The sequence below is a fragment of the Streptomyces rubrogriseus genome (genome assembly GCF_027947575.1).
GTDB classification, from domain to species: domain Bacteria; phylum Actinomycetota; class Actinomycetes; order Streptomycetales; family Streptomycetaceae; genus Streptomyces; species Streptomyces rubrogriseus.
Genome location: NZ_CP116256.1, coordinates 7,368,066 through 7,392,177 on the forward strand (window position 1 = coordinate 7,368,066; position 24,112 = coordinate 7,392,177).

Here is a 24,112-nt window from a genome sequence, read left to right on the forward strand (position 1 = left end):
GGCTCAGGCGATGACGGTGTATCCCGCTTCCCGCAGCGCGCGGCCGACCTCGGTGCAGTGCTCCGGACCCTTCGTCTCCAGGTGCAGTTCGACCTCCGCCTCCGTGAGCCCGAGCCGCGGATGGGTTCGGACGTGGCTCACGTCGAGGACGTTAGCGTCGACCACTGACAACACCCCGAGAAGTGTGGCCAGCGCCCCGGGCCGGTCCGTCAGCCGCAGCCGGACCGCCAGGTAGCGGCCCTGCGCCGCCATGCCGTGCCGCAGCACGCCCTGCATCAGCACCGGGTCCACGTTGCCGCCGGACAGGACCGCCACGACCGGCCCCTCGAAGGAGCCCGGCGCGCTCAGCAGCGCCGCCACCGGGCTCGCCCCGGCCGGTTCCACGACCAGCTTGGCCCGCTCGAGACACAGCAGCAGAGCGGTGGACAGCTCGTCCTCGGAGACCGTGCGGACCTCGTCCACCAGGTCGCCGACGATCCCGAACGGCACGTCACCGGGCCGCCCCACCTTGATCCCGTCGGCCATCGTCGCCGGGTTCTCCACGGCGACCGGGCGCCCGGCGGCCAGCGACGGCGGGTAGGCGGCCGCGCCCTCCGCCTGCACGCCGACGATCCGCACGTCCGGCCGCAGCGCCTTCACCGCGACCGCGATCCCGGCCGCCAGTCCGCCCCCGCCGATGCCGACCACGACGGTCCGCACCTCGGGGCACTGCTCCAGGATCTCCAGCCCGACCGTGCCCTGGCCCGCGATGACGTCGGGGTGGTCGAAGGGGTGGATGAAGACCGCGCCGGTCCGCTCCGCGTGCTCCTGCGCGGCGGCCAGCGTCTCGTCCACCACCTGGCCGTGCAGCCGCACCTCGGCGCCGTAGTCCCGGGTCGCGCTGATCTTGGGCAGCGGTGCCCCCTGCGGCATGAACACCGTCGATCGCACACCGAGCAGCGACGAGGCCAGCGCGACGCCCTGCGCGTGGTTGCCCGCGCTCGCCGCGACCACGCCCGCGGCCCGCTGCTCGGGGAGCAGCCCGGCGATCCGCACGTAGGCGCCACGCAGCTTGAACGAGCCCGTCCGCTGGAGGTTCTCGCACTTGAGGTGCACCGGCGAGCCGACCAGCTGGGAGAGGTGCCTGCTGCCCTCCATGGCCGTCACCCGCGCCACGCCCGAGAGCATCTTCTGGGCTCCGCGCACGTCGTCGAGGGTGACGGGAGCGACGCGGGACGCTGTGCTGTAGCTCATAGCCTCCAGCATCGCAGTTCACGGGCGCCGTGCGCCGTTGTGACCAACCTCCGAGACCCGCTTTGCCCAGCGCCGGTACGCCCTGCCGCCCGGCCGCGTACCCTGTCCCCCAATTAGCAGCCCTCCACGAAGTGAGCCCCCGGCCATGCCCACAACACCTGAAATGTCGATGGACATGACGACCGCCGGTGACACCGGTCTTCTCGAGACGCTCCAGCACGAGGTCGCGCTCTTCGCCCGACGTGCCGAACAGACCCGGCTCGGCGGGGTCGGCCAGGTGCGCAACTCCATGGACCGCGCCGCCTACCTGCTGCTCAACCGCCTCGACAAAGAAGGCCCGATGGGCGTGAAGGCGCTCGCCGCGAGCATGGGGATCGACTCCTCGACGGTCACCCGGCAGGTGGCCCCGCTCGTCGACACCGGACTCGTCAAGCGGACCTCGCACCCCGAGGACGGACGCGCGGTGGTCCTCCAGCTGTCGCCGCGCGGCGTGGCGCGGCTGGAGGAGGTCCGCTCCTCCCGGCGTCAGCTCATGGCCGAGCTGACCCACGACTGGGCGCCGCAGGAGCGCGAGACGTTCTGCGCGCTCCTCGCGCGCTTCAACGGCGCCCTGTCCGCCCGGATGGCCCCGTCCGGCGTGTCGCCCACGGACGCCCCCTCGGGCTCCTGAACGCCCCTTCCCGCCCTTCCGGAGCTTTTCCCGAGCTTTCCCGGGTCTCCCAGAGCTTTCCCGGGCTTTCCGGAACGGGGTTCGTACCGAACCCTTGACCGGCGGCCCGCCCCTGGCCTGATATGAGACCTCAGGGGTCGTCGCCGTCTGGGCGGGAGGCGCGGTGCGAGAACGGCATGCGTCCCGAAATGCCCGCCGGGCCCGCGAGTTCGAGGCGTTCGTCGCGGGCGCGGCCGGGCGGCTTCTGCACGCCGCCACGCTGCTCACCGCCGAGCCCCCGGACGCCAACCCGCGCGCGCGGCGCCTGCTGGCCCTGAGCCTGGCCCAGACGTACGCGGACTGGGACCGTCTGCACGGGGAGGACCCGTACGACCGCGCCCGCCAGCACCTGGCCACGCGCTTCGCCCGTGCGGCCTGGCACCGGTACGGCGCTCTCGGCCGGACCCGTCGGCACCCCGCCGGACCCCTGGGCGGGCTCGCCCCGCAGGAACGCCTGCTCCTGGTGCTCAGGCTGTACGAGGGTGTCGCCGAGGAACAGACGGCCGCGTTGCTGGGCCTGCCCGTGGAGCGGGTACGGACGATCTGCGACCGGGCGACCGCCGCTCTGCTGCGCCCGCCGCCGTCACCCGCCCGCCCGGTGACGGCGGACGCGAGGGCGGCGACGCCGTGACGGACCCGACGACCGGCACACGCGCGTGGCGCCCGGGGAGGTACCCGTGAACCGCCCCCGGCGCGAGGCCGCCGCACGGCGGATCATGGAGCAGTCACCCCCGCGCGTGCCGCCCGACCTCTACGCGGAGGCCGTCCGCCGGGGCGGCCGCATGCTGCGGCGCAGGACCGCCGCCCGGCGCCTGATGTGGCTGCTGCTGGGCGCCGCGGCCGTGGCGTTCACGGTGTGGGCGCTGACCGTGCAGCCCTGGGTGGAGCCGCCCTCGGAGACGACCCCACCCGTGACCGGCTGGGAGGGCTGGTGAGCCCTCTTTCCTAGCCCAGCGCCTGCTGGAGGTCGGCCAGCAGGTCGTCGGCGTTCTCGATGCCGACCGACAGCCGCACCAGATCGGCGGGCACCTCCAGGGCGGAGCCCGCCGCGGAGGCGTGCGTCATCCGGCCCGGGTGCTCGATCAGCGACTCGACGCCGCCGAGGGACTCGCCGAGCGTGAAGACCTTCGCGCGGTTGCACACCTCGACGGCGGCCTGCTCGCCGCCCTCGACGCGGAACGACACCATGCCGCCGAACGCCTTCATCTGCTTGGCGGCGACCTCGTGCCCCGGGTGCTCGGGCAGCCCCGGGTACAGCACGCTCGTCACGCGCGCGTGCCGGGAGAGCATGTCGGCGACCTTGGTCGCGTTCTCGCTGTGCCGGTCCATGCGCACGGCGAGGGTCTTGGTGCCGCGCAGCACCAGCCAGGAGTCGAAGGGTCCGGCGACCGCACCCATCGCGTTCTGGTGGAAGGCCAGCTCCTCGCCCAGCTCCTGGTCGCCCACGATCAGCGCGCCGCCGACCACGTCCGAGTGCCCGCCCATGTACTTGGTCAGCGAGTGCACGACGACGTCCGCGCCGAGCGCCAGCGGCTGCTGGAGGTACGGGGTGGCGAAGGTGTTGTCGACGACGAGCCGGGCGCCGGCGTCCCGGGCGACCTGGGCGACCTGGGCGATGTCGGTGATGCCGAGCAGCGGGTTGGAGGGCGTCTCGACCCACACCGCCTTGGTCTTCGGGGTGAGGGCGGCCCGCACGGCGGCCGCGTCGCTCGTGTCGGCCACGGACCACTCCACGCCCCACCGGGTGGCGACCTTGGCGAAGAGGCGGAAGGTGCCGCCGTACGCGTCGTTCGGGATCACCACGTGGTCCCCGGGGCGCAGCAGCGTACGCAACAGGCAGTCCTCGGCCGCCAGTCCGGACGCGAACGCGAGGCCGCGACGGCCGCCCTCCAGGGCGGCGAGGTTCTCCTCCAGCGCCGTACGGGTCGGGTTGGCGCTGCGGCTGTACTCGTAGCCGCCCCGCAACCCGCCGACGCCGTCCTGCTTGTAGGTCGACACCTGATAGATCGGCGGGACGACCGCGCCCGTCAGGGGATCGGCGGTGTTGCCCGCGTGGATCGCGAGCGTCTCGAAGTGCTGACTGATGTGCCTGTCGCTCATGGGCACCGAGGGTAGCCGTGCGGAACGCCTCGCGCGTTTTCCACAGGGCGGGGGACGGGTTGGCCAATTGTCGGCGGCGTCTGGTTCGCTTGAGACATGGAGATTCTCTGGGTCCTGATGGCACTGGTCATGCTCGGCTTCGTGCTGCTCCAAGTCTCGCGGCGCCGACGCGGCGCGGTCGGCCTGGTCGAGCCCGGCCACCCGGACGCCGCCGACCCCGCGAACTACGGCTTCGCCCGCGAGGAGGAGCTGGACATCCGGATGCCGGGCCCCGACCAGGACCTGCTCGACGTCCTGGACCTGGTGCAGCGCACCCAGGACTACCGGGGGGCGATGCAGCTCCTCTCCGGCACGGAGGCGGAGGGCGAGCGGCGCTGGCAGCGCGTGCAGGCCTTCGCGGGTGCCGCGTCGCTGGAGCTGCGGCAGCGGCCCGGCGGTGTCGGGGAGACGCCGGGCGGGCAGTGGCTGCGGGTGTGGCGGGCCGAGGCGCCCAAGGACGCGGGCGGCGCGGCGGTGCACGCCGAGTTCCTGGTGCAGCAGGCGTGGCGGACGTCGACGCCGGGCTCGGACGACTTCCGGATCATCATGGAGGAGGCCAGGGCGGCCTGCGGCGAGGCGGCCCTCCTCGCGCCCGGGGACCCGGTCCCGTACATCGTCGAGCTGTCGGTGGCCCGAGGTCTCGGCTACTCGCGCGAGGAGTTCGAGCAGCTCTGGCTGAAGATCCTGGACCGCGCTCCCAACCACATGGGCGCGCACCTGGCCGCCCTCCAGTACTGGTGCGAGAAGTGGCACGGCTCGCGGCAGCTGGCGTACTCGTTCGCGGAGGCGGCGGCCGCCCGTGCGCCGCGGGGCTCCCTGCTGGCGGCGATGCCGCTGTTCGCGGTTTTCGAGCACCTGCCCGAGGTCAATCTGGTCAGCGGCTTCTACCAGAGCGAGGTCGTCACCAAGGCCGTCCACGGCGCCCTGCACGCGGTCCACTCGGCCCGCCCGGACGATCCCATGCAGGCGCACGTCCGCCACCTTCTGGTGTTCTTCCTGGTCCGCGGCGAGCGCTGGGCCGAGGCCATGAACCAGTTGACGGTCATAGACGGCCACGTGGGCGCCCTGCCGTGGACGCTGTCCGCCGACCCGGCGGCGGAGTTCGCGGTGTACCGCGCGCTCGCGGTGGCGGGGTACGAGGCGAACGGCGGCAGCCCGGCCACGCTGCCGCACTGAGCACGCCGTCGCACTGAGCAGCGGGCACGCCCACAGGGACGCGGTCCGGCCGTCATCGGCCGGACCGCGTCCCTGTGGGCCTCGTCCCGCTGAGCCGCCTCGGACGCTCAGCCCTCGCTGCCGCTGCGGGCGGGCAGTCGCCACCCCGGGCGCGGGAAGTGGCAGGTGTACCCGTCCGGGTAACGCTGCAGGTAGTCCTGGTGCTCCGGCTCGGCCTCCCAGAAGGGGCCGACCGGCTCCACCTCGGTGACGACCTTGCCGGGCCACAGCCCGGAGGCGTCCACGTCCGCGATCGTGTCCTCGGCGATCCGCTTCTGCTCGTCGTCCACGTAGTAGATCGCCGAGCGGTAGCTGAGGCCGATGTCGTTGCCCTGGCGGTTCTTGGTGCTCGGGTCGTGGATCTGGAAGAAGAACTCCAGGAGTGCGCGGTAGTCGGTCGCCTCGGGGTCGAAGAGGATCTCGATGGCCTCCGCGTGCGTGCCGTGGTTGCGGTACGTCGCGTTCGGCACGTCACCCCCGGTGTATCCGACCCGGGTCGCGGTCACGCCCGGAAGCCGACGGATCAGCTCCTCCATCCCCCAGAAGCATCCGCCCGCCAGCACGGCCCTCTGTGTCTGCGCAGCCATCGCGGCCCTCCAAAATCTCTCGGCTCGGTCGCCCACCCCCCCTCAACACGGGAGGGCTCCCGACGATTCCGCACCCGTCCGGCCGGCCATATGATCACGGCAAGGGGAGGGGAGTAAAACCTGTGAAGATTCATGTCAAGCGGGGCTTGGCCTCGCTCGTGGGCCTCGCGCTCGCCGGCACGGGCCTGGCCACCGTGGGCACCGCTCCGGCGGTGGCCGACTCGTACGACTGTCCGTCGGGCTACTTCTGCGGCTGGACGGGCGAGAGCGCCAACGGCTCGATGTGGAAGACGAACAAGAGCGTCGCGGACCTGGGCGGCTGGGACAACAAGATCCGCTCGTACGTCAACCGCACGACGAGTGTCGCCTGCGTCTACGAGGACAAGCACTACGCGCCGGGCGGCGGCTACTGGGCCCAGGAGCCGAACTCGCCCGGCGAGCTCAACGGGGACCCGGTCGCGACGACCAGCTCGGTCAGGTTCGTCCGCACCGAGCGCGAATGCAGTCAGCCCGCCTACCCCAGCTGGTCCTCCGAGACCTCACCGAAGGCCCTGGGCTTCGGGGACCTGAACGGTGACCGCAAGGCCGACGTGGTCACCCGCGACGAGGCCGGGCGGCTCTGGTTCTCCCCGGGCGACACCACCGGCCGGCTGATCGGCACCGGCGGCTGGAACGCCATGAGCGCCCTCACCCGGCACGGCGACTTCAACCGGGACGGGCGCGAGGACGTGATCGCCCGCGAGGCCGCGACCGGCAAGCTCTGGCTCTACCCCGGTACCGGAACCGGTTCCCTCGGCTCCCGCAAGCTGATCGGCAAGAGCGGCTGGAACGGCATGAGCGGGATCACCGCCTTCGGTGACCTGACCGGTGACGGCCACTCCGACCTGATCGCGGTCGAGAAGGCCACGGGCAGACTGTGGCTCTACCCGAGCACCGCCACCGGCGCTCTCGGCGCCCGCAAGCTGGTCGGCACCGGCGGCTGGAACGCCATGAACGCGCTGATCGGCATGGGCGACGTGACCGGCGACGGCCGGCCCGACCTCTACGCACGCGAGGCGTCCACCGGCAAGCTGTGGCTCTACCCGGGCACCTCGACGGGCAGGCTCGGTTCCCGCACGCTCGTCGGGACCGGTGGCTGGAACGCGATGGCGCACTTCCTCCCGGTCGGCGACTTCTCCGGCGACGGCGTGCCGGACCTGGCCACCGTGACCAACGAGAGGTACGTGCTGAACGGCTACCCGGGCAACCTGGGCTGGCTGGTCACCTACCGGGGCCGCGGCAACGGTTTCCTGACGTCCGGCGCGCCCACCCACGGGGAGTGGTGGGGACTCAACGGCTTCGTCTAGCACGAGCTAGTACGCCCTCGTACGACCAGAACCCCGAGGACGACCACCCCGCCCGGCACGGCGACGAAAACCACTGGCCGGGCGGGACGGGCCGACCCCACGCTGTACGCCATGCAGCAGCCCCAGCACGAGGTCCGGGCGGTCCACACCGCGTCCACCGTCACCGTCTACCAGGCGTACTCCCCGGAGATCGGCCTCCCGGCCGTCCGCGAAGGACGCTTTCCCGCCGCCTGGAAGCGGGACCGGATGACGTGGGTCATCAAGCCGCGTTCACAGACCTCAGTCGAGTCTGTCGGCGACGCCGGTGTGTCTCGGGGTGTCAGCCGTCGAAACGATCCCACTCGACCAGGTTGGCCAAGGGGGCGAGGGCACTGCGGTGGGTGGCGCCGGCCCAGGCGCTGAACCCGTTGCCGATTCCTTCGTCTGTGACATGCAGGACGAGGCCCGGAGCCACGTAGAAGCGCGTGGGAGCCGCAGGCCAGAACGGGCGCAACGGCACGAGAAGGAGTGCCTCGGCGAGCCGGTCGACCTGCTCTGCGGTGAGCCGAAGGGACAGCGCCACGTAGTCGGCGCCCATGGAGGCCTCGAAGAGCGAGAACTGGATGAGAAAGCCACTGAGTGGTTCCCGCTCGGCGATCGCCGGTTGGTCGTCCTCACTGAACCAGACGGTCGGATCCGTTTCGGGGTTGTCGAGCGTCCACAGCAGCGACCAGAAGAAGCCTCCCTGATTCTCTTCGCCGAAGACGAGCATCTCCCCGGTGGCATCGGTATGAAGCTTGGAAGGGGGAAAGAGTCGGTTCTGCACTCCCAGGCAGCGTGGGCGGTGCTGTGCCAGCCGGTAGAACTCCCTCAATCCGTCGGGCAGATCCCGGGGAAGCTCCGAATTCGACGGTGGCTCGTCCGTCTCGGACTCAGCGGGGTACCAGCCGGTGACGAACTGTTCGAGCGCACTGGCTCGCTGACCGTCCACATGCCGGAGCCACTCAAGGGTCGGAAGGCCCGATGGAGGGAGATCGGGACGCACGCGGGCCAAGTCGAGCCTGCTCAGGGGCGAATGAAGCCGAAGTGAGCAGTCGGAGAGTACGTGTACGCCGCTACCCGGTCGAACGACCGTTCCGGCCTGAGTCACGGATCCGGTGCCGAGATAGACGAGACCTTCCGAGTTGCGCACCGCCAAGTGAACAGGCAACTGCGCTTCACCTGCGCCTCGCTCCCAGGGCTCTTCCAGGAGCCGTTGCCCTACCGGAGTCGGAGCAGGGCCGAGAAGGCGGACCTCATCAGCGTTCCAGACGCAGCTTCTGTCGAGGGCATCCCCAGCTGCCACAATGATCAGTGTCCCGGCGTCGCCGATGCCAACAGTGGCGCTCCCGAAGGTAAAGCTCTCCGTGGCCGCCGTGTCACCGCAGAGCGTGTATGCCTGCTCCTCGTCCACGAGTGACATGGGCGACATACCGCGAGAGTGATCAACCATGGCGACATCTTCCTCTACGGTCCGGTGTCGGGTGTCACTCATGCCAGGAGCCGCCTGCCAGCAGGGTCCGTAAGGTTTGTGAACGCTGCTTGACGCGGGTCATCAAGCCGCTTTAACAGACTTCGCAGGGGGCGTCATACGCCACGCGAGGAGTCGTCTCGTTGGGCTTGCCAGAGAGAGCGCAGCATGGCGACCGCTCGCTGCGCGGCCTCGTGGGGCGTGGGTCGGGGTGCGTGAACCCTCGGGCCCGCCAGGTCCCGGCCACTGAGTGAACGGGCGGGGACCGCGGCCCAGTCATCGCGGTCCACCACGGCTACGTGCCCGTGCTGGTGGGCTGCTTCGTCCTGCCAGTCGTCCGGCGGTGCCATGAGGACACGCAGCGTCCGCTCGTCGAGCCACTCCAGTCCCAGAACTTGACGGCCGAACTCGTTCCCGATGAGAGAAGCCACGGCGCCCGATTCCAGGTCCAGAAGCAGCAGCTCCCCCTCGAAGAAGTAGCCACCGTCGTACTTACCGGCGCCTACCGCGAGCAGCGGGTGCCGGGGGTGGAAGGCCAGTGCGTGCACGGGGAAGCGTGAGCGAACGAGCGCGCGCCGGACGAAGGAGCGGCTGTCGTAGACCGCGACCGGCGTTGCTCTGCCGTGTGCCGGCGCGCCTGCAACGGCCAAGAGGCCGCGCTGCTCGTCGTGGACGACCTGGAACGGGTCTCCGACACCGAGGAAGGCCCAGCCCTCAGGGGGGTGTTCGCCAGAGGCTGTCATGCCGTGATCTTCTCAACCGACCTGCTTGGCGAGGTAGCTGGTTGGCGCGAGATCATGAGGACATGACGAAGCAGGGCAAGGCAGCGCCTCCAGCGGAGCAATCCGTCAGTGAGCCGGTGCTCTCCGCTTACCAACGCGCGCTGCGAGACCGGCTGCTCGCTGCCCCGGTCGTTTCCCCGCCCGCGCCTTGGCGCCCCGTCTTCGAGTACGCGTACGGCATCCCTGTCGGCGGACTACTCGGCGTCGGCTTCGCATCGCACCCCGCAAGCGGTCGAGACCTGGTCATGGCCGTCTCGCACGACGGTCACGGTCTCTTCGACGCCGTCACCGGCGAGAAGATCGCCAGGGATCGCGACCCCGACCCCGAGGGCAGCACCCCCGACGGTGTCGCCGACCTGACCTGCCCCGGACTGGGTCCGATCGCCGGCAGCCGCGTACACGTCGCCGGGCTCTTCGGCGGAGGACTTCACCGCACCACCGAGGACGGTTGGACCTTGGAGGTCGTCACCCCAGCTTGGCCCAACGACCGGGTTCTGCTGTCCCGCGACGGGGGCCTGCCCCACGCCGGTCCGCACGGGGAGCGGTGGTGGCACATCTTCCACGCCTCGTACTCCGAGATCCGGGCGGTCGGTTTCTCGCCTTCCGGGCGGACGATCGCCGTCGCGACGAGCAGTGACCTCTCACTGTGGACTCGGGTGACCGCTCAACAGGACTGAGCCGGTCGGCACCGCGTAGCGGTAGCGTCAGCCGGGTGGAGTCCTGTTGCGATCGTGCACCCGATGGCCTGACGAAGCGGGCCCGGAGCTTCGTCGTCACCCACGGCGTCAAGGTTGATGTGCCATGGGTGAACCAACACTGGGAGCATTGGCTGGCTGCCGGGATCCCCTCAGCGGAGGTCGACCGCGCAGTGGCGTATCAGGAGCGTTGGGGTGGTCTCGTCCTTCCTCCCGCTCCGCATTACGACGGCGGACCGAAGTACCTCGGTACCGACGTTCCGGAAGGTTCTCCGGCGGAGGGCTGGTGGTTCGAGGCCGGGCCTCAGCGGACAGCCGTGCCCTACTCGTTCATGATCGGCCCCCAGGGCGAGTTCGGCATTCATGCCGATCGCTGGACGCCCCTGCACCGAACCATCGAAGGATGGGTGGAGGCCCTCGCGCTCGCCCACCATGCATCGACGTGGGCGAGACAGACAACCAAGATCACAGGTGACGAGGTCGACGCCCTGGCCCTGGACACCTTCGAGCCGGTGCAGGAGGTCGAGGGCCTGACGGACACGTGGTGGCGGGGCTCCGACTCGTTGGTGGCCGTCTATGCGGGAGAGGCCGAATCCCTCTCAGCTCCCCGATGCCGCACCGCGCTGGTCTACTCCGGGCTCGACGAGTGGGGACTGTACGGCGGGGTTCCGGACGGGAAGAACGAAAAGGGGTTGTGAACGCGGCTTGACGTGGGTCAAGCCGTCGTTCCTGTGGATGATGTACCGCTGCGGGTGGGCCGCCAAGGAGGGGCAGGAGACCGTCCTGGCCGTGGAGATCGGTCGCGAGGGCTTCGAGTGGGCCCTGCGTCACGCGTGCCTGTCGAGCTACCAGCCCGGCGTGCACAGCGACCGGGCCGCCTGGCAGCGCGGGTTGAAGCGCTCGCCCGCCCGCGTCCAGTGGGACCCCGAACGCGACCTGCGCCTCCAGCCCCTGCCCTACCGCTCCCTGCAGCTCGGCCTGGCCGGCGAGGCCGCGCGCCGGTACGCGGACGAGTGGACGGTCGCCATCCGCGACGTGACTCCACTCGCCCACGAGGTCCACGCCCTCGTACGGGACGGTGACCTCGGCGCGGCACGGCGCCTGCTGCCCCGGGAGCAGCCGTATCCGGCCGCGGGAGAACTGCTGAGCAACCTGCGGTCGTGATGGCGCTGTCGGCGTGGACGGGTCAGTCCACCTCGACGCCGAAGTCGCGCAGCAGCTCCTCCAGGCCGCCCGGGTAGCCCTTCCCGCCCACGACGAAGTCCCAGTCGCCGTTGGACCTGCGGCGGAAGGAGCCGAGGACCAGGGCGGTCTCGTGCGGGCGGCCGTCGGAGACCTGGAGTCGGCCCAGCTCCGTCAGCGCCGGGTCGAGGAGGCGGATGCACGCGTCCGTGAAACCGGACAGGTCGGCGTCCGGATTCGCCTCCGGGTCGACGGCGGCCACCAGCACGAGGCGGTCGGCGTCGTCCGGCAGGGTGTCGAACGAGGCACAGAGCGCGGCCTTGTCGGGTGCGGTGGCGGACAGTGTCCGTACCGAGCCGTCCGGGGTCCGCGGGTTGTTGTAGAAGACGAAGTGGTCGTCGGTCAGGATCCGGTTGCCCCGGCACACCAGGGCGCACACGTCGAGGGCGACGCTCCCGGACCAGGACATGCCGAGGATGTTGTAGTCGTCGGGCACCGACGGGTCCGGGGCGGGCGGCGGGGTGGAGTCCGGGCGGCCGCCGTCGCCCAGCCGGCCGCGCAGGCCGTGGCGGTGCAGCAGGTCGACGAGTTCGGCCCCCGAGACCAGCTCCAGCGGCTTGCCGTTGGCGAAGGTGTGCGAGCCGGGGCCGAACCCCGAGGTGGTGACGAGGACGCCCTTGTTCGCCCCGGCGTCCTGGACGGTCCCGTACAGGTCGCGTACGGCGGTGGGCGGCACCGTGCTGCGGTACCGCTTCACCTGGACGACGATCTGTCCGCCCCGGATCGGGGTCGGGTCCAGGGCGTGGACGTCCACCCCGCCGTCGTTGGAGCGTTGCGTGGTGACCGCCCGCATCCCCATGGCCTCGAACAGCTCGGCCACGAGTCCCTCGAAGGCGATCGGGTCCATCTCGTACAGATCGGGTTCCTCGACGTCGCCGTGGGTGGTGACCCGGTGGCCGACCTCCTCGGGCCGGCGGCCCGGCCTGATCGCGACGAGCTGGTCCGGGCGGGCCGACACCTGCCCGCGCAGCGCGTCGGCCAGGCAGCTCTCCGCGTCCACCTGGGCCAGGTGCAGTTCGCGGAAGGAGGAGCGCTCGGCCATGACGGTGGCCAGGAAGATGCGGTCCGGCCGGCCCGTCGTGGGGTCGTGTCCGTCGACGAAGCCGTTGAGGGCCACCGACTCCAGGGCGCCGGACTCGTCGGCGGCGAACAGTTCGTGCAGCACGAGGAGCACGCACTGCGCGATGACCGCCTTGTAGAGGGCCCTGCGCTGTCCCACCGGTCGGGGGGTTTCCCGGTACTGGTCGGCCGCGTACATGTACCGCACGTACTTGGACTGCGGGACGACATCGCCCGCCGGCAGCTCCCAGTCGAGCACCAGTTGCCGGGCCACGGGGTCGTAGGTCATGGCGACCCGGCGGGGGAACCCCTCGGGCCAGGCCGTCGAGGTGTACAGGGCCGCGGAGAAGTACTCGACCACGGCTTCGGGCTCCCGGCGTCCGACGCCTTCGATCACCGCGGCCAGGGACGGCAGCTCTTCGGCGCGCATGAGGGTGGAGGGCCGGAAGACCGATGCCCGGCATCCCGAGGCCAGCAGCTCCTGGAGCACCGCGACCCGTGCGTCCAGCTCCTCGGTGCGGCGGATCGCGTCGGCCTGCTTGTACTCACGGTAGCTCTGAGCGGCCCGCCGCTCGTAGGCCCGTGCCTCCCGGGCGTCCTGTCTGTGCTGCCGTGCCTCGGCCTCCAGCCGGCGCTGTCGCTGCCGCTGCATCTCGGCCCAGACCCCGAAGGGCCCCGTGGTGCGACGACTCATGGGTTGTCAGCCCTCCCCCCTGCACCGGTTGTCCCCACAACCAGTTGTAGCGGGTCGACTTTATCCAGCAATCGCTGCCGCGCACATCCACTCGCCGCCCTTAACGACCGGGCCGGGATCAGTCCGCCGCGCGCAGCCCCGCGATCAGGGTGCGTACCAACTGCCGGGCGTCGTAACTCGGGTTGGGGGTCTCCGCGCCGATGCAGAGGTTGCCGACGCCGCGCATGAGCGCCAGGGGCGGTACGTCGGTGTCGATCTCGCCGGAGTCGGTGGCGGCGGCGAGGAGGTCGGTGCAGACGGGGACGAGGCGGTCGAGGAAGTACGCGTGGAGGGTCTCGAAGCCGGCGCTGTCGGACTGGAGGACCGCGGCGAGGCCGTGCTTGGTGACCAGGAAGTCGACGAACAGGTCGATCCAGCCCGCGAGCGCCGCGTACGGGGTCGGGCTGCTCGCCAGCAGGGCGGGACCGGCCTCGGCACAGGCCTCCACCTGGTGCCGGTAGACGCCGATGATGAGGTCCGCCCGGGTCGGGAAGTGACGGTAGATCGTGGCCGTGCCGACCCCGGCCTCGGCCGCGACGTCGCGCACGGGGGCCTCCACGCCCGATCTGACGAACACCGCGGCGGCCGCGTCGAGCAGGGTCTTCTCGTTGCGCCGGGCGTCCGCGCGCTTGGGCCGGGAGGCCGCCTGTCCCGTCGCCGCTTCGCCGTCCTTCACCGTGCCGTTCCCTTCACCGATTGATAAACGGGACACCGTTCCGTATTGTTGGGCGAGTAAACGGGACGGCGTTCCGCTTGGTGTCCTCATGATGCCAGAGCCCCGAGCCCGCCACCAAGTCATGCCCCCGATGGAGGAACCGTCATGCAGTACCGCACCTTGGGCCGCACCGGTGTGCAGGTCAGCTCGCTCGCGCTCGGCGCCATGAACTTCGGCAGCATCGGGCGTACCACCCAGGACGAGGCCACCGCCATCGTCGACGCCGCCCTGGAGGGCGGGATCAACCTCATCGACACCGCCGACATGTACGGCCGCGGCGAGTCGGAGGAGATGGTCGGCAAGGCGATCGCCGGGCGTCGCGACGACATCGTGCTGGCCACGAAGGCGAACATGCCGATGAGCGACGAGCCCAACCACCAGGGCTCCTCGCGCCGATGGCTGGTCACCGAGCTGGACAACAGCCTGCGCCGCCTCGGCGTCGACCACGTCGACCTCTACCAGATCCACCGGTGGGACCCGACCACGAGCGACGAGGAGACGCTGTCCGCGCTCACCGATCTGCAGCGCGCCGGGAAGATCCGGTACTTCGGGTCCTCCACCTTCCCCGCGTATCGCATCGTCGAGGCGCAGTGGGCCGCCCGCGAGCACCGGCTGGGCCGCTACGTCACCGAGCAGCCCAGCTACTCCCTCCTGCAACGCGGGATCGAGAGCCACGTGCTGCCGGTGACCGAGCAGTACGGGCTCGGCGTGCTGGCGTGGAGCCCGCTGGCCTCCGGATGGCTGTCCGGGGCGGTGCGCGCGGGACGCGAGGTCGCCACGCACCGGTCTGCGGTCCTGCCCGAGCGCTTCGACACCGCGCTGCCCGCCAACCGGGCCCGGCTCGACGCCGTCGAGCAGCTGGCCGCGGTCGCCGACGAGGCCGGGCTCACCCTGATCCAGCTCGCGCTCGGCTTCGTGACCGCGCACCCCGCCGTCACCGCCGCGCTCGTCGGGCCCCGCACCCTGGACCACCTCCACTCCCAGCTCGCCGCCGCCGACACGGTGCTCTCCGACGACGTCCTCGACGCGGTCGACGCCGTCGTCGCGCCGGGGACCGACCTCGCCGCGCACGAGAAGTTCGACGCCACGCCCGCGCTGCTCGACCCGGCGCTGCGCCGTCGGCGCCACCCGGCGGCCGCCTGAACGGCGGACGCCGAACCGTCAGCGCCCCGGGCGGCCCGCCCCCGCCGCCGCCTCGCCGCGCCCCCGGTAGCGGTACACGACGTACGGCCGCACCAGGTAGCCGAGCGGTGCCGTGAAGGCGTGGATCAGGCGCGTGTAGGGCCACAGGGCGAACAGGGCCATGGCGAGGAGTGCGTGCAGGCGGTAGACCAGCGGGGCCTGGGCCATGGCGGTCACGTCCGGGTCCAGTGCGAACAGGCTGCGGAACCAGACGGAGACGCCGAGCCGGTAGTCGTACGTGGACGCCGCCGTCGCACCGGACGCGGTGGCCGTCAGCCCGGCGAGGACGACCGTGAGCATCAGGGGGTAGACCACTCGGTCGCTCCGGCTGGTCGCGGCCCGGATCGCGGGGGTGCGCAGGCGGCGGTACAGGAGGAGGGCGAGGCCCGCCAGGGTCGCCAGGCCCGCGGTGCCGCCCGCGATCAGGGCGTTGGCGTGGTAGAGGTGCTCGCTGACGTGGAGGCGGTCGGTCAGCGACTCGGGGACCAGGAGCCCGGCCACGTGGCCGGCGATCACGAACAGCAGGCCGTAGTGGAAGAGCGGGCCCGCGATGCGCAGCAGCCGGCTCTCGTGCAGCTGGCTGGAACGGGTGGTGAAGCCGAAACGGTCGTAGCGGTAGCGCCAGGCCGTCCCCGCCACCAGCACCACCAGGGTCAGGTACGGCAGGACGCCCCACAGGGCGGTGTGCAGGTGCCTCATCGGCGGGCTCCGTCGTCGTGCGGCCGGGGCTGGGCGGGGAAGGGGCCCAGGACGTCGAGGCCCACCGCCTCGGTCGGCGGGCCGGTACGGGTCAGGCGCAGGGCCTCCTCGCGGCTGGCCGGTGCCCGGCCCGGCAGGCACCGGCCGACGGCCTGGAGGAGGGCGGCGTAGGGGCTGCGGTGGGCTTCGAGGGCGTAGCGCAGGACCTCGATCGCCGCACGGTGTTCCGTCAGCAGTGCGGTGCCCGCCTCGGGGGCGCGGGCGGCGAACTCCAGCATCAGCGGCAGGAAGTCGGGCAGTTCGTCGTCCGGCGGCAGCCAGCCGTGGGTGCGGTACACGGACTTGATACGGGCGAGTGCGGCGCCGCGGCGGCGGGTGTCGCCGTCGGTGTAGTAGGTGAGGTAGAGGCAGCGCCGGCGGCTGCGGTCGAAGGTGGCGACGTAGCGGGCGGCCACGGCGAGGGGGTCCTCCCGTTCCGCCCGGTCGCAGAAGGAGAGCAGGAGCTGGATCTCGGGGCCGGGGAGCGCGGCGACCGTCTCGCGGACGGTGCGCGGGCGGCGGGGCCAGTCCCGGTCCGGGTAGGCCAGCAGCAGGGCGGCGGCCTGGAAGACGACCGGTGCGGTGGTGGTCGTCGCGGCGCGGCTGGGGCTACGGCTCACAGCTCGGGCTCCGTCCGGACGGTGCCGCGGGCGCGCGGGAAGAGGCCGTTCGGGCGTCCCTTCCCGTTCCAGTTCAGGAGGTTGACCCGGCCGCGCAGCGCGGACGACGTGCCGGACCCGGCGGTCGGCGGCGCGTGGAAGGCGTCGGGGTCGAACTCCCCGAAGCCGGGTCCGGCGCCCGCGCCGTCCGGCATCATCCCCGGCCCGCCCACCCCGTCCAGGCTGCAACCCGCCCCGGTGCCGCCGGGGTCGGGGACGGAGCCGGTGTAGGCGGTCGGGATGACGTACCGCTCGTCGTACTTGGCGAGGGCGAGCAGCCGGTACAGCTCCAGGATGCCCGGCTCGTCCAGTCCGACCGCCTCGGCGATCCGCGGGTCCTGCTCCTCGCCGAGGTTGACGCGCCGCATGTGGGAGCGCATCGCGGCCAGCCGGCACAGGGCGGCCTCCACGGGCCCCGGATCGCCCGCGGTGAAGAGTTCGGCGAGGTAGCCGAGGGGAATGCGCAGCGTGTCGATGGCGCCGAACAGCGCGGCCGGGTCCTCCCCGTCGTGCCCGGTGCCGGTGAGGGCGTCGACGACCGGGGAGAGCGGCGGGACGTACCAGACCATGGGCATCGTGCGGTACTCCGGGTGCAGCGGGAGCGCGACGCGGTACCGGGTGATCAGCGCGTGGACCGGGGAGCGGCGCGCGGCCTCGACCCAGTCGTGCGGGATGCCGGACGCCTGGGCCGCGCGGGCCACCTCGGGGTCGTCGGGGTCGAGAAAGCAGCCGAGCTGGGCCTCGTACAGGTCCTTCTCGTCGGTGACCGAGGCGGCGGCGCCGACCTTGTCGGGGTCGTAGAGCATGACGCCGAGGTAGCGCAGCCGGCCGACGCAGGTCTCGGAGCAGACGGTGGGGTCGCCGGCCTCGATGCGCGGGTAGCAGAAGGTGCACTTCTCGGCCTTGCCGGTGGAGTGGTTGAAGTAGACCTTCTTGTACGGGCAGCCGCTGACGCACATCCGCCAGCCCCGGCAGCGGTCCTGGTCGACCAGGACGATGCCGTCCTCGACGCGCTTGTAGAGGGCGCCGGAGGGGCAGACGGCGACGCAGGACGGGTTGAGGCAGTGCTCGCAGATGCGGGGCAGGTAGAACATGAACGCCCGCTCGTAGTCGAGTCGGACCTGCTCGCTCATCCGGGCGAGGAGGGGGTCCGCGGCGAGCTGTGCGGGGCCGCCGCCGAGGTCGTCGTCCCAGTTGGGGCCCCAGGTGATCTCGGTGGGGCGGCCGTCGATCGCCGAGCGGGGCGGGGCGGTGGGGACGTCGTCGCCGAGGGGGGCGGTGGTGAGGTTCTCGTAGTCGTAGGTCCAGGGCTGGTAGTAGTCGTCCAGGGTGGGGAGTTCGGGGTTGGCGAAGAGGCGGGCGAGGCGGCGGGCGCGGCCGCCGGTGCGCGGGACCAGGCGCCCGCCCTTGAGGTGCCAGCCGCCCTTCCACTTCTCCTGGTCCTCGTGGCCGCGGGGGTAGCCCTGGCCGGGGCGGGTCTCGACGTTGTTGAACCAGACGTACTCGGTGCCGGTGCGGTTGGTCCAGGTCTGTTTGCAGGTGACCGAGCAGGTGTGGCAGCCGATGCACTTGTCGAGGTTCATGACCATCGCCACCTGTGCCATGACGCGCATCAGTACGTGACCTCCTGGGAGCGGCGCCGGACGGTGGTGACGGCGTCGCGCTGGTTGCCGGTGGGCCCGTAGTAGTTGGGGGCGAAGGAGAGCTGGCCGTAGCCGCCGATGAGGTGGGTGGGCTTGACGAGCAGCTTGGTCAGGGAGTTGTGGACGCCGCCGCGGCGGCCGTTCGCCTCCGACTTCGGCACGTTCACCAGGCGTTCCTGCACGTGGTACATGAGCACCGTGCCGTCCGGGACGCGGTGGGAGACGATCGCGCGGGCGACCACGACGCCGTGCGCGTTGACGGCCTCCACCCAGTCGTTGTCGGCGGCGCCGATCGCGTCGGCGTCGGCGGGGCTCATCCAGATGACGGGGCCGCCGCGGGCCAGGGTCTGCATCAGCAGGTTCTCCTGGTACTCGGAGTGGATGGACCACTTGGCGTGCGGGGTGAGGTAGCGGACGGTCACCGCGCGGCCGTCCCCGGTCGGTGTCGGTGCGTCGCCCAGCTCGGCCAGGTTCAGCGGGGGCCGGTAGACGGGGAGTTGTTCGCCCAGCTCGGCCATCCAGTCGTGGTCGACGTAGAAGTGCTGGCGGCCGGTGAGGGTGTGCCAGGGCTTCTTGTGCTCGGTGTTGACCGTGAAGGGCGAGTAGCGCCGGTCGGGTGCCTCCTTGCCGGACCACTCGAAGCTCGCCCCGACCTGCACGGGGCGCTCCTGGGTGTCCGAGAAGACCACCCGCCGCTCCCCCACCGACGCGGCCAGCTCGGCGAGCCCGGCGCCGGGGCCGACGCGGTCGGCGAGGCGGTCGAAACCCTCGGCGGCGAGGCGGCCGTTGGTGGTGCCGGACAGGGCGAGGATCGCCTCGCAGAACTTGACGTCGGTGTCGAGCAGGGGGCGGCCGTGAGCCGGTCCGGCGGGGGCCGTGCCGCAGCGGGCGGCGAGCCAGCGGGCCTCCTCGTGCGGATTGACGGTGACGCCCTTGACGGTCATGCCGTGCTCCTCGGCCAGCGGCCCGAAGGCGGCGAGCCGGTCGGCGACGGCCGTGTAGTCCCGTTCCACCAGGGAGACCTGAGGGGCGTTGCGGCCCGGCTCGACGGGGGTGCGGCCGTCGCGCCAGTCGGTGACCCGGCCGCCGGGCTGGGCTCTCTCGCCGGGTGTGTCGTGCTGGAGGGCGGTGGCGACCAGGTCGTGGGCCGTGTCGAGGCGGCCGGCGGCGAGTTCGCCGAGGCGGCGGGCGAGGGAGTGGAAGATCTCGAAGTCGGTGCGGGCCTGCCAGGGCGGGTTGATCGCGGGGCTGAAGGCGTGCACGAAGGGGTGCATGTCCGTGGAGGACAGGTCGTGCTTCTCGTACCAGGTGGCGGCGGGCAGCACGAGGTCGGAGAAGAGCGTCGTGGAGGTCATCCGGAAGTCGAGGCTCAGCAGCAGGTCGAGCTTGCCCTGCGGGGCGTCGTCCCGCCAGGCCACGGAGCGCGGCCGGTGCTCGGGCGGTGCCTCGTCGGCGGTGGCGCCGTCCCGGGCGCCGAGCAGGTGGCGCAGGAAGTACTCGTTGCCCTTGGCGGAGGAGCCGATCAGGTTGGCCCGCCACACGGTCAGCACGCGCGGCCAGTTGCGGGGCGCGTCGGGGTCCTCGCAGGCGAAGTCCACGGCGCCCGAACCGAGTTGGTCCGCGATCCAGTCACCGGGCTCCTGACCGCTCTCGCGGGCCCGGCGGCCGAGGTCGAGCGGGTTGGCGTCGAAGGTCGGGTACGACGGCATCCAGCCGAGCCGGGCCGACTGGGCCACCAAATCGGCGGTGTGCCGCCCGGCGAGGGTGCCGGGGGCGGTGGGCGACGCGAGGGCGTCGGCCGCGTGGGACTCGTACCGCCACTGGCCGGTGTGCAGGTACCAGTACGGGGTGCCCGCCATCTGCCGCGAGGGCCGGACCCAGTCGGAGGCCGTGGACAGCTGCTGCCAGCCGGTGTACGGGCGGACCTTCTCCTGGCCGACGTAGTGCGCCCAGCCGCCGCCGTTGACGCCCTGGCAGCCGGTGAGGATGAGCAGGGAGAGGAAGGAGCGGTAGATGGTGTCGGAGTGGAACCAGTGGTTGGTGCCGGCGCCCATGACGATCATGCAGCGGCCCCGGGTCTGTTCGGCGGTGCGCGCGAACTCCCGGGCCGCGCGGACCGCCGCCTCGGCCGGGACGGAGGTGAGGCGCTCCTGCCAGGCGGGCGTGCAGGGCTGCTCGGCGTCGTCGTAGCCGGCGGGCCAGTGGCCGGCGAGGCCGGGGCGGGCCACGGCGTACTGGGCGAGCAGCAGGTCGTAGACGGTGGTGACGAGCCGGCCGCCGATCTCCCGGGCCGGTACGCCGCGCACGACGGTGGCGCCGGGTTCGTCGAAGCGGGGCAGCACCACCTCGACACCGTTGTCGCCGCGGCCGCCCGTGTGCCCGTGCAGGGTGAGGAGCGGGTCGGTCCCGCCCAGGTCGAGGTTCCAGCGCCCCGCACCCTCCTTGCCCCACCGGTCGCCGAGGGTGCCGTTCGGGACGACCACGTCGTCGGTGTCGGCGTCGATCAGCACCGGCATCCAGGCCCGGGCCGCGGCGTCGGCGTGCCGGCCGAGACCGAGGTCGGCGGCGGTGACGAACTTGCCGGGCGTCCAGCGGCCCTCCTCGTGCTCGTCGAGGGCGACCAGGAAGGGCAGGTCGGTGAAGCGCTTGACGTAGTCGGTGAAGTACGGCACCTGCCGGCGCACGAAGAACTCGGTGAGCAGCACGTGCCCCATCGCCATGGCGAGCGCCCCGTCCGTACCGGGATGCGGGTGCAGCCACTCGTCGGCGAACTTGGTGGCGTCCGCGTAGTCCGGCGAGACGACGACGACCTTCTGGCCCCGGTAGCGGGCCTCCGCCATCCAGTGCGCGTCGGGGGTGCGGGTGACGGGGACGTTGGAGCCCCACAGCATCAGGTAGGCCGCGTCCCACCAGTCGCCCGACTCCGGTACGTCGGTCTGGTCGCCGAAGACCTGCGGGGAGGCGATCGGCAGGTCGGCGTACCAGTCGTAGAAGGAGATCATCGGGGCGCCGATGAGGGAGTGGTAGCGGGCGCCGACCGCGTGCGAGGCCATGGACATGGCGGGGATCGGGGAGAACCCGGCGACCCGGTCGGGGCCGTACTCGGCGATGGTGTGCACCTGGGCGGCGGCGGCGATCTCCAGCGCCTCGTCCCAGTCGACGCGGACGAAGCCGCCGCGACCGCGGGCCGACTGGTAGCGACGCCGCTTCTCGGGGTCGGAGGTCAGCTCGGCCCAGGCGGCCACGGGGTCGCCGCCGTGCCGGCGTTTGGCGTCCCGGTACATTTCCACGAGGACGCCCCGGGCCAACGGATGGCGAACACGGGTGGGCGAGTAGGTGTACCAGGAAAAGGAGGCGCCGCGCGGACAGCCGCGCGGCTCGTACTCGGGCCGGTCGGGGCCGACGCTCGGATAATCCGTCTGCTGGGTCTCCCAGGTGATCAGACCGTCCTTGACGTACACCTTCCACGAGCACGATCCCGTGCAGTTGACGCCATGGGTGGAGCGCACGACTTTGTCATGCGCCCACCGCTCACGATAAGGACGGTCGTTGACGTTCTGGTCCGTGCGGTACACGGCCCTCAGATCGAGGGTGGTAGGGGACCTCCGCAGCAGCTGACCTGCCTTCAGAAGCCGGTCGGCGGCGTCGGCCACGGCCTTCGCCCTGCTTCGCACCACGCTGCCATCTCCTTGCGAACGCGCCGGAGCAATGCCCGCCGGAATACGGCGGGCACGCTGTGTGCCGCATTCAGCATCTCGCCGGAATCCACTGCAGAAACGGTATTTCTTCAGCCTTTGCGGAGGAGGGGGAGAAGGTTTTGGTCCACTTTGCAATTGTTGTCATGCGCATATTCTTCAGCTACGCCGACTTTCGGCCAGAAAGGCCGGGAGAACTCATACGACCGCCCTCTCCGCCAGGAATTCGGCCCACGTCACCTTGCCGACCAGCGCGTCTTCCAGCGTGAGATTCTGGCCAGAACGGTACGCGCGCCCCGCTTTCCCGGGAATGCGCACCGGCAGCTTCGGGCGCCGGCGCCCGCCGCGCAGGTCCAGATAGGAACGGGCCAGCGTGGCCAGATCGAGGACCTCGGGTCCGGTCAGGTCGGGCACCCGGCCGGACGGCTCGGCGAGGGTCAGCTCGGCCAGGCGTACGGCGACCTCGCGGGCGGCCACCGGTTGCAGACGCAGCCCGCCGGGCACCGGGAGCACCGGCAGCCGGGTCATCTTCTCAATCATCGTCAGGGTCAGCTCGTGGAACTGGGCCGCGCGCAGCACCGTCCAGCCGAGGCCCGAGTCGGCGATCGCCCGCTCCGACTCCAGCTTGGTCCGCAGCCAGGCGAGGGGGACGCGGTCGGCTCCGACGACCGAGATGTACGCGAGGTGCCGTACGTCCGCGCGGGCGGCGGCGCGGACCAGGGTGCGGGTCGCCTCGTCGTCGCCCTTGGGGCCGCCCGCCAGGTGGAGCACGGTGTGCACGCCGTCGACGGCGGCCTCGACGCCCTCACCGGTGCGCAGGTCGCCGGTGACGTACGTGACGCCGTGACCGGTGGCGGGGCGGGTCTGCCGGGTGAGGACGCGGACGTCGTGGCCGGCCTCCCGCAGCAGCGGGACGACGTGGCCGCCGAGGGTGCCGGTGCCTCCGGTGACCAGGAGGGGCGTGCTGGGGGTCGAGGCGTGGTGCGTCATGGCTGCTGCTCCCGGTGTCCGTGGCGTCCGGGGAGCGGGGCCGGTGCCGAAGCACGGCCGCCCCGCCCGGACGTCCGCCGTGTGTGTCGTGGCGGTATGACCCGGGGCGGGGCGGCTGTGTGACAGGGAGCGGGGAGTAATCCGAGAAAACTTCCCCGGGCTCTCCCGGGAGGGATCAGATCGTCGCGGTGTCGATCACGAAGCGGTAGCGCACGTCGCTGGACAGGACGCGCTCGTAGGCCTCGTTGATCTCGGAGGCGGCGATCAGCTCGATCTCGGCACCGATGCCGTGCTCCGCGCAGAAGTCCAGCATCTCCTGGGTCTCGGCGATGCCGCCGATCATGGAGCCGGTCAGCGACTTGCCGCCGCCGAGCAGCGCGAACAGGTTGAGGGAGACGGGCTCCTCGGGGGCGCCGACGTTGGCCAGCGTGCCCTCCGTCTTCAGCAGTCCCAGGTAGGCGCCGAAGTCGAGCGGCGCGGAGACCGTGGAGACGATCAGGTCGAAGGTGCCCGCCAGCTCCTCGAAGGTGGCCGGGTCGCTGGTGGCGTAGTAGTGGTCGGCGCCCAGCTTCAGACCGTCGTCCTTCTTGCGCAGGGACTGCGACAGCACGGTCACCTCGGCGCCCAGGGCGTGCGCGAGCTTGACGGCCATGTGGCCGAGGCCGCCCAGGCCGACGACGGCGACCTTCTTGCCGGGGCCCGCGTTCCAGCGCCTGAGCGGGGAGTACGTGGTGATGCCGGCGCACAGCAGGGGCGCGGCCTCGTCCAGGGAGATGCCCTCGGGGATGCCGAGGACGAAGTTCTCGTCGACGACGACCTTCTCGGAGTAGCCGCCGTAGGTGGGCTCGCCGTCCTTGCCGACGCCGTTGTACGTCATCACGTTGCCGCCCGTGCAGTACTGCTCGCGGCCGGCCTTGCAGTTCTCGCACTCGCGGCAGGAGTCGACCATGCAGCCGACGCCCACCCGGTCGCCGACGGCGAACTTGGTGACACCGGGGCCGACCGCGGAGACGATGCCCGCGATCTCGTGGCCGGGGACCATCGGGAAGATGGCCTCGCCCCAGCCCTCGCGGACCTGGTGGATGTCGGAGTGGCAGATGCCGGCGAACTTGATGTCGATCAGGACGTCGTGTTCCCGCACCTCGCGCCGCTCGATGGTGGTGCGCTCCAGCGGTGCCTTGGCGGCGGGTGCTGCGTACGCGGCGACAGTGGTCATGCCGGGTTCTCCGGGTTTCTCTTGACGTGACTGGGTGATGCTTCC

The 24,112-nt window shown here is 71.6% G+C and carries 21 protein-coding genes and 1 pseudogene; 9 read left to right on the forward strand and 13 right to left on the reverse strand.

What is annotated here, in order from left to right; genetic code table 11:
* Positions 1 to 3: 3 nt before the first annotated feature.
* The gene (ilvA, locus tag Sru02f_RS33000) at positions 4 to 1,233 is read right to left on the reverse strand and encodes a threonine ammonia-lyase (protein WP_109033145.1); all 1,230 of its coding nucleotides are present in this window, start codon (positions 1,231 to 1,233) and stop codon (positions 4 to 6) included.
* Positions 1,234 to 1,396: 163 nt separating this feature from the next.
* On the opposite strand from ilvA, the gene Sru02f_RS33005 reads away from it, so the two are divergent.
* From Sru02f_RS33005 to Sru02f_RS33015, 3 genes are all read left to right on the forward strand, one after another.
* Complete coding sequence (locus Sru02f_RS33005) at positions 1,397 to 1,903, forward strand: MarR family winged helix-turn-helix transcriptional regulator (protein WP_037666375.1); 507 nt, start codon at positions 1,397 to 1,399, stop codon at positions 1,901 to 1,903.
* 163 nt (positions 1,904 to 2,066) lie between these two features.
* Complete coding sequence (locus Sru02f_RS33010) at positions 2,067 to 2,573, forward strand: sigma factor-like helix-turn-helix DNA-binding protein (protein ID WP_109033144.1); 507 nt, start codon at positions 2,067 to 2,069, stop codon at positions 2,571 to 2,573.
* A gap of 46 nt (positions 2,574 to 2,619) precedes the next feature.
* Positions 2,620 to 2,877 (forward strand): hypothetical protein, encoded by a 258-nt coding sequence (locus Sru02f_RS33015; protein WP_109033143.1) that lies wholly within the window; start codon positions 2,620 to 2,622, stop codon positions 2,875 to 2,877.
* A gap of 10 nt (positions 2,878 to 2,887) precedes the next feature.
* On the opposite strand, the gene Sru02f_RS33020 is transcribed toward Sru02f_RS33015, so the two are convergent.
* Complete coding sequence (locus Sru02f_RS33020; RefSeq protein WP_030870223.1) at positions 2,888 to 4,042, reverse strand: cystathionine gamma-synthase; 1,155 nt, start codon at positions 4,040 to 4,042, stop codon at positions 2,888 to 2,890.
* Positions 4,043 to 4,138: 96 nt separating this feature from the next.
* Here Sru02f_RS33020 and Sru02f_RS33025 point away from each other — a divergent pair, with 96 nt between their 5' ends.
* Positions 4,139 to 5,257 carry a hypothetical protein gene (locus Sru02f_RS33025; protein WP_109033142.1) on the forward strand — a complete coding sequence of 373 codons (1,119 nt, stop codon included), beginning with the start codon at positions 4,139 to 4,141 and terminating at the stop codon, positions 5,255 to 5,257.
* 107 nt (positions 5,258 to 5,364) lie between these two features.
* On the opposite strand, the gene msrA is transcribed toward Sru02f_RS33025, so the two are convergent.
* A complete protein-coding gene (msrA, locus tag Sru02f_RS33030; RefSeq protein WP_003974020.1) occupies positions 5,365 to 5,883 on the reverse strand; it encodes a peptide-methionine (S)-S-oxide reductase MsrA in 519 nt (172 codons plus the stop codon).
* Between the two features lie 122 nt (positions 5,884 to 6,005).
* Here msrA and Sru02f_RS33035 point away from each other — a divergent pair, with 122 nt between their 5' ends.
* Both Sru02f_RS33035 and Sru02f_RS33040 read left to right on the forward strand, forming a co-directional pair.
* Positions 6,006 to 7,229, forward strand: a complete 1,224-nt coding sequence (locus Sru02f_RS33035) for an FG-GAP-like repeat-containing protein (protein WP_167469664.1) — start codon at positions 6,006 to 6,008, stop codon at positions 7,227 to 7,229.
* Between the two features lie 102 nt (positions 7,230 to 7,331).
* Positions 7,332 to 7,496: pseudogene (locus tag Sru02f_RS33040) on the forward strand (DUF4291 family protein); the annotation flags it as partial.
* A 52-nt stretch (positions 7,497 to 7,548) separates the two neighbouring features.
* Here Sru02f_RS33040 and Sru02f_RS33045 read toward each other — a convergent pair.
* Positions 7,549 to 8,661 (reverse strand): hypothetical protein, encoded by a 1,113-nt coding sequence (locus tag Sru02f_RS33045; RefSeq protein ID WP_159107556.1) that lies wholly within the window; start codon positions 8,659 to 8,661, stop codon positions 7,549 to 7,551.
* A 173-nt stretch (positions 8,662 to 8,834) separates the two neighbouring features.
* Positions 8,835 to 9,461 carry a hypothetical protein gene (locus Sru02f_RS33050; RefSeq protein WP_109033140.1) on the reverse strand — a complete coding sequence of 209 codons (627 nt, stop codon included), beginning with the start codon at positions 9,459 to 9,461 and terminating at the stop codon, positions 8,835 to 8,837.
* A 62-nt stretch (positions 9,462 to 9,523) separates the two neighbouring features.
* On the opposite strand from Sru02f_RS33050, the gene Sru02f_RS33055 reads away from it, so the two are divergent.
* On the forward strand, positions 9,524 to 10,177 hold the full coding sequence (locus tag Sru02f_RS33055) for a hypothetical protein (RefSeq protein WP_109033139.1): 654 nt from the start codon (positions 9,524 to 9,526) through the stop codon (positions 10,175 to 10,177).
* A 594-nt stretch (positions 10,178 to 10,771) separates the two neighbouring features.
* Complete coding sequence (locus Sru02f_RS33060) at positions 10,772 to 11,359, forward strand: DUF4291 domain-containing protein (protein ID WP_373103635.1); 588 nt, start codon at positions 10,772 to 10,774, stop codon at positions 11,357 to 11,359.
* A gap of 22 nt (positions 11,360 to 11,381) precedes the next feature.
* On the opposite strand, the gene Sru02f_RS33065 is transcribed toward Sru02f_RS33060, so the two are convergent.
* Entirely contained in the window at positions 11,382 to 13,190 is a 1,809-nt protein-coding gene (locus Sru02f_RS33065) for a restriction endonuclease (protein WP_109033136.1), read from the reverse strand.
* 118 nt (positions 13,191 to 13,308) lie between these two features.
* Positions 13,309 to 13,905 carry a TetR/AcrR family transcriptional regulator gene (locus Sru02f_RS33070; RefSeq protein WP_109033135.1) on the reverse strand — a complete coding sequence of 199 codons (597 nt, stop codon included), beginning with the start codon at positions 13,903 to 13,905 and terminating at the stop codon, positions 13,309 to 13,311.
* 144 nt (positions 13,906 to 14,049) lie between these two features.
* Between Sru02f_RS33070 and Sru02f_RS33075 the strand changes: the two genes are divergently transcribed.
* A complete protein-coding gene (locus Sru02f_RS33075; protein WP_109033134.1) occupies positions 14,050 to 15,087 on the forward strand; it encodes an aldo/keto reductase in 1,038 nt (345 codons plus the stop codon).
* Positions 15,088 to 15,105: 18 nt separating this feature from the next.
* On the opposite strand, the gene narI is transcribed toward Sru02f_RS33075, so the two are convergent.
* From narI to Sru02f_RS33105, 6 genes are all read right to left on the reverse strand, one after another.
* A complete protein-coding gene (gene narI, locus Sru02f_RS33080) occupies positions 15,106 to 15,825 on the reverse strand; it encodes a respiratory nitrate reductase subunit gamma (protein ID WP_109033133.1) in 720 nt (239 codons plus the stop codon).
* Entirely contained in the window at positions 15,822 to 16,484 is a 663-nt protein-coding gene (gene narJ / locus Sru02f_RS33085; RefSeq protein ID WP_109033132.1) for a nitrate reductase molybdenum cofactor assembly chaperone, read from the reverse strand. The genes narI and narJ overlap by 4 nt, the downstream gene beginning before the upstream one ends.
* The gene (narH, locus tag Sru02f_RS33090; RefSeq protein ID WP_164270975.1) at positions 16,481 to 18,136 is read right to left on the reverse strand and encodes a nitrate reductase subunit beta; all 1,656 of its coding nucleotides are present in this window, start codon (positions 18,134 to 18,136) and stop codon (positions 16,481 to 16,483) included. The genes narJ and narH overlap by 4 nt, the downstream gene beginning before the upstream one ends.
* The gene (locus Sru02f_RS33095) at positions 18,136 to 21,843 is read right to left on the reverse strand and encodes a nitrate reductase subunit alpha (protein WP_167469663.1); all 3,708 of its coding nucleotides are present in this window, start codon (positions 21,841 to 21,843) and stop codon (positions 18,136 to 18,138) included. The genes narH and Sru02f_RS33095 overlap by 1 nt, the downstream gene beginning before the upstream one ends.
* A gap of 216 nt (positions 21,844 to 22,059) precedes the next feature.
* Complete coding sequence (locus Sru02f_RS33100) at positions 22,060 to 22,851, reverse strand: SDR family oxidoreductase (RefSeq protein WP_109033130.1); 792 nt, start codon at positions 22,849 to 22,851, stop codon at positions 22,060 to 22,062.
* A gap of 175 nt (positions 22,852 to 23,026) precedes the next feature.
* The gene (locus tag Sru02f_RS33105) at positions 23,027 to 24,067 is read right to left on the reverse strand and encodes an NAD(P)-dependent alcohol dehydrogenase (RefSeq protein WP_109033129.1); all 1,041 of its coding nucleotides are present in this window, start codon (positions 24,065 to 24,067) and stop codon (positions 23,027 to 23,029) included.
* Between the last annotated feature and the right edge of the window lie 45 nt (positions 24,068 to 24,112).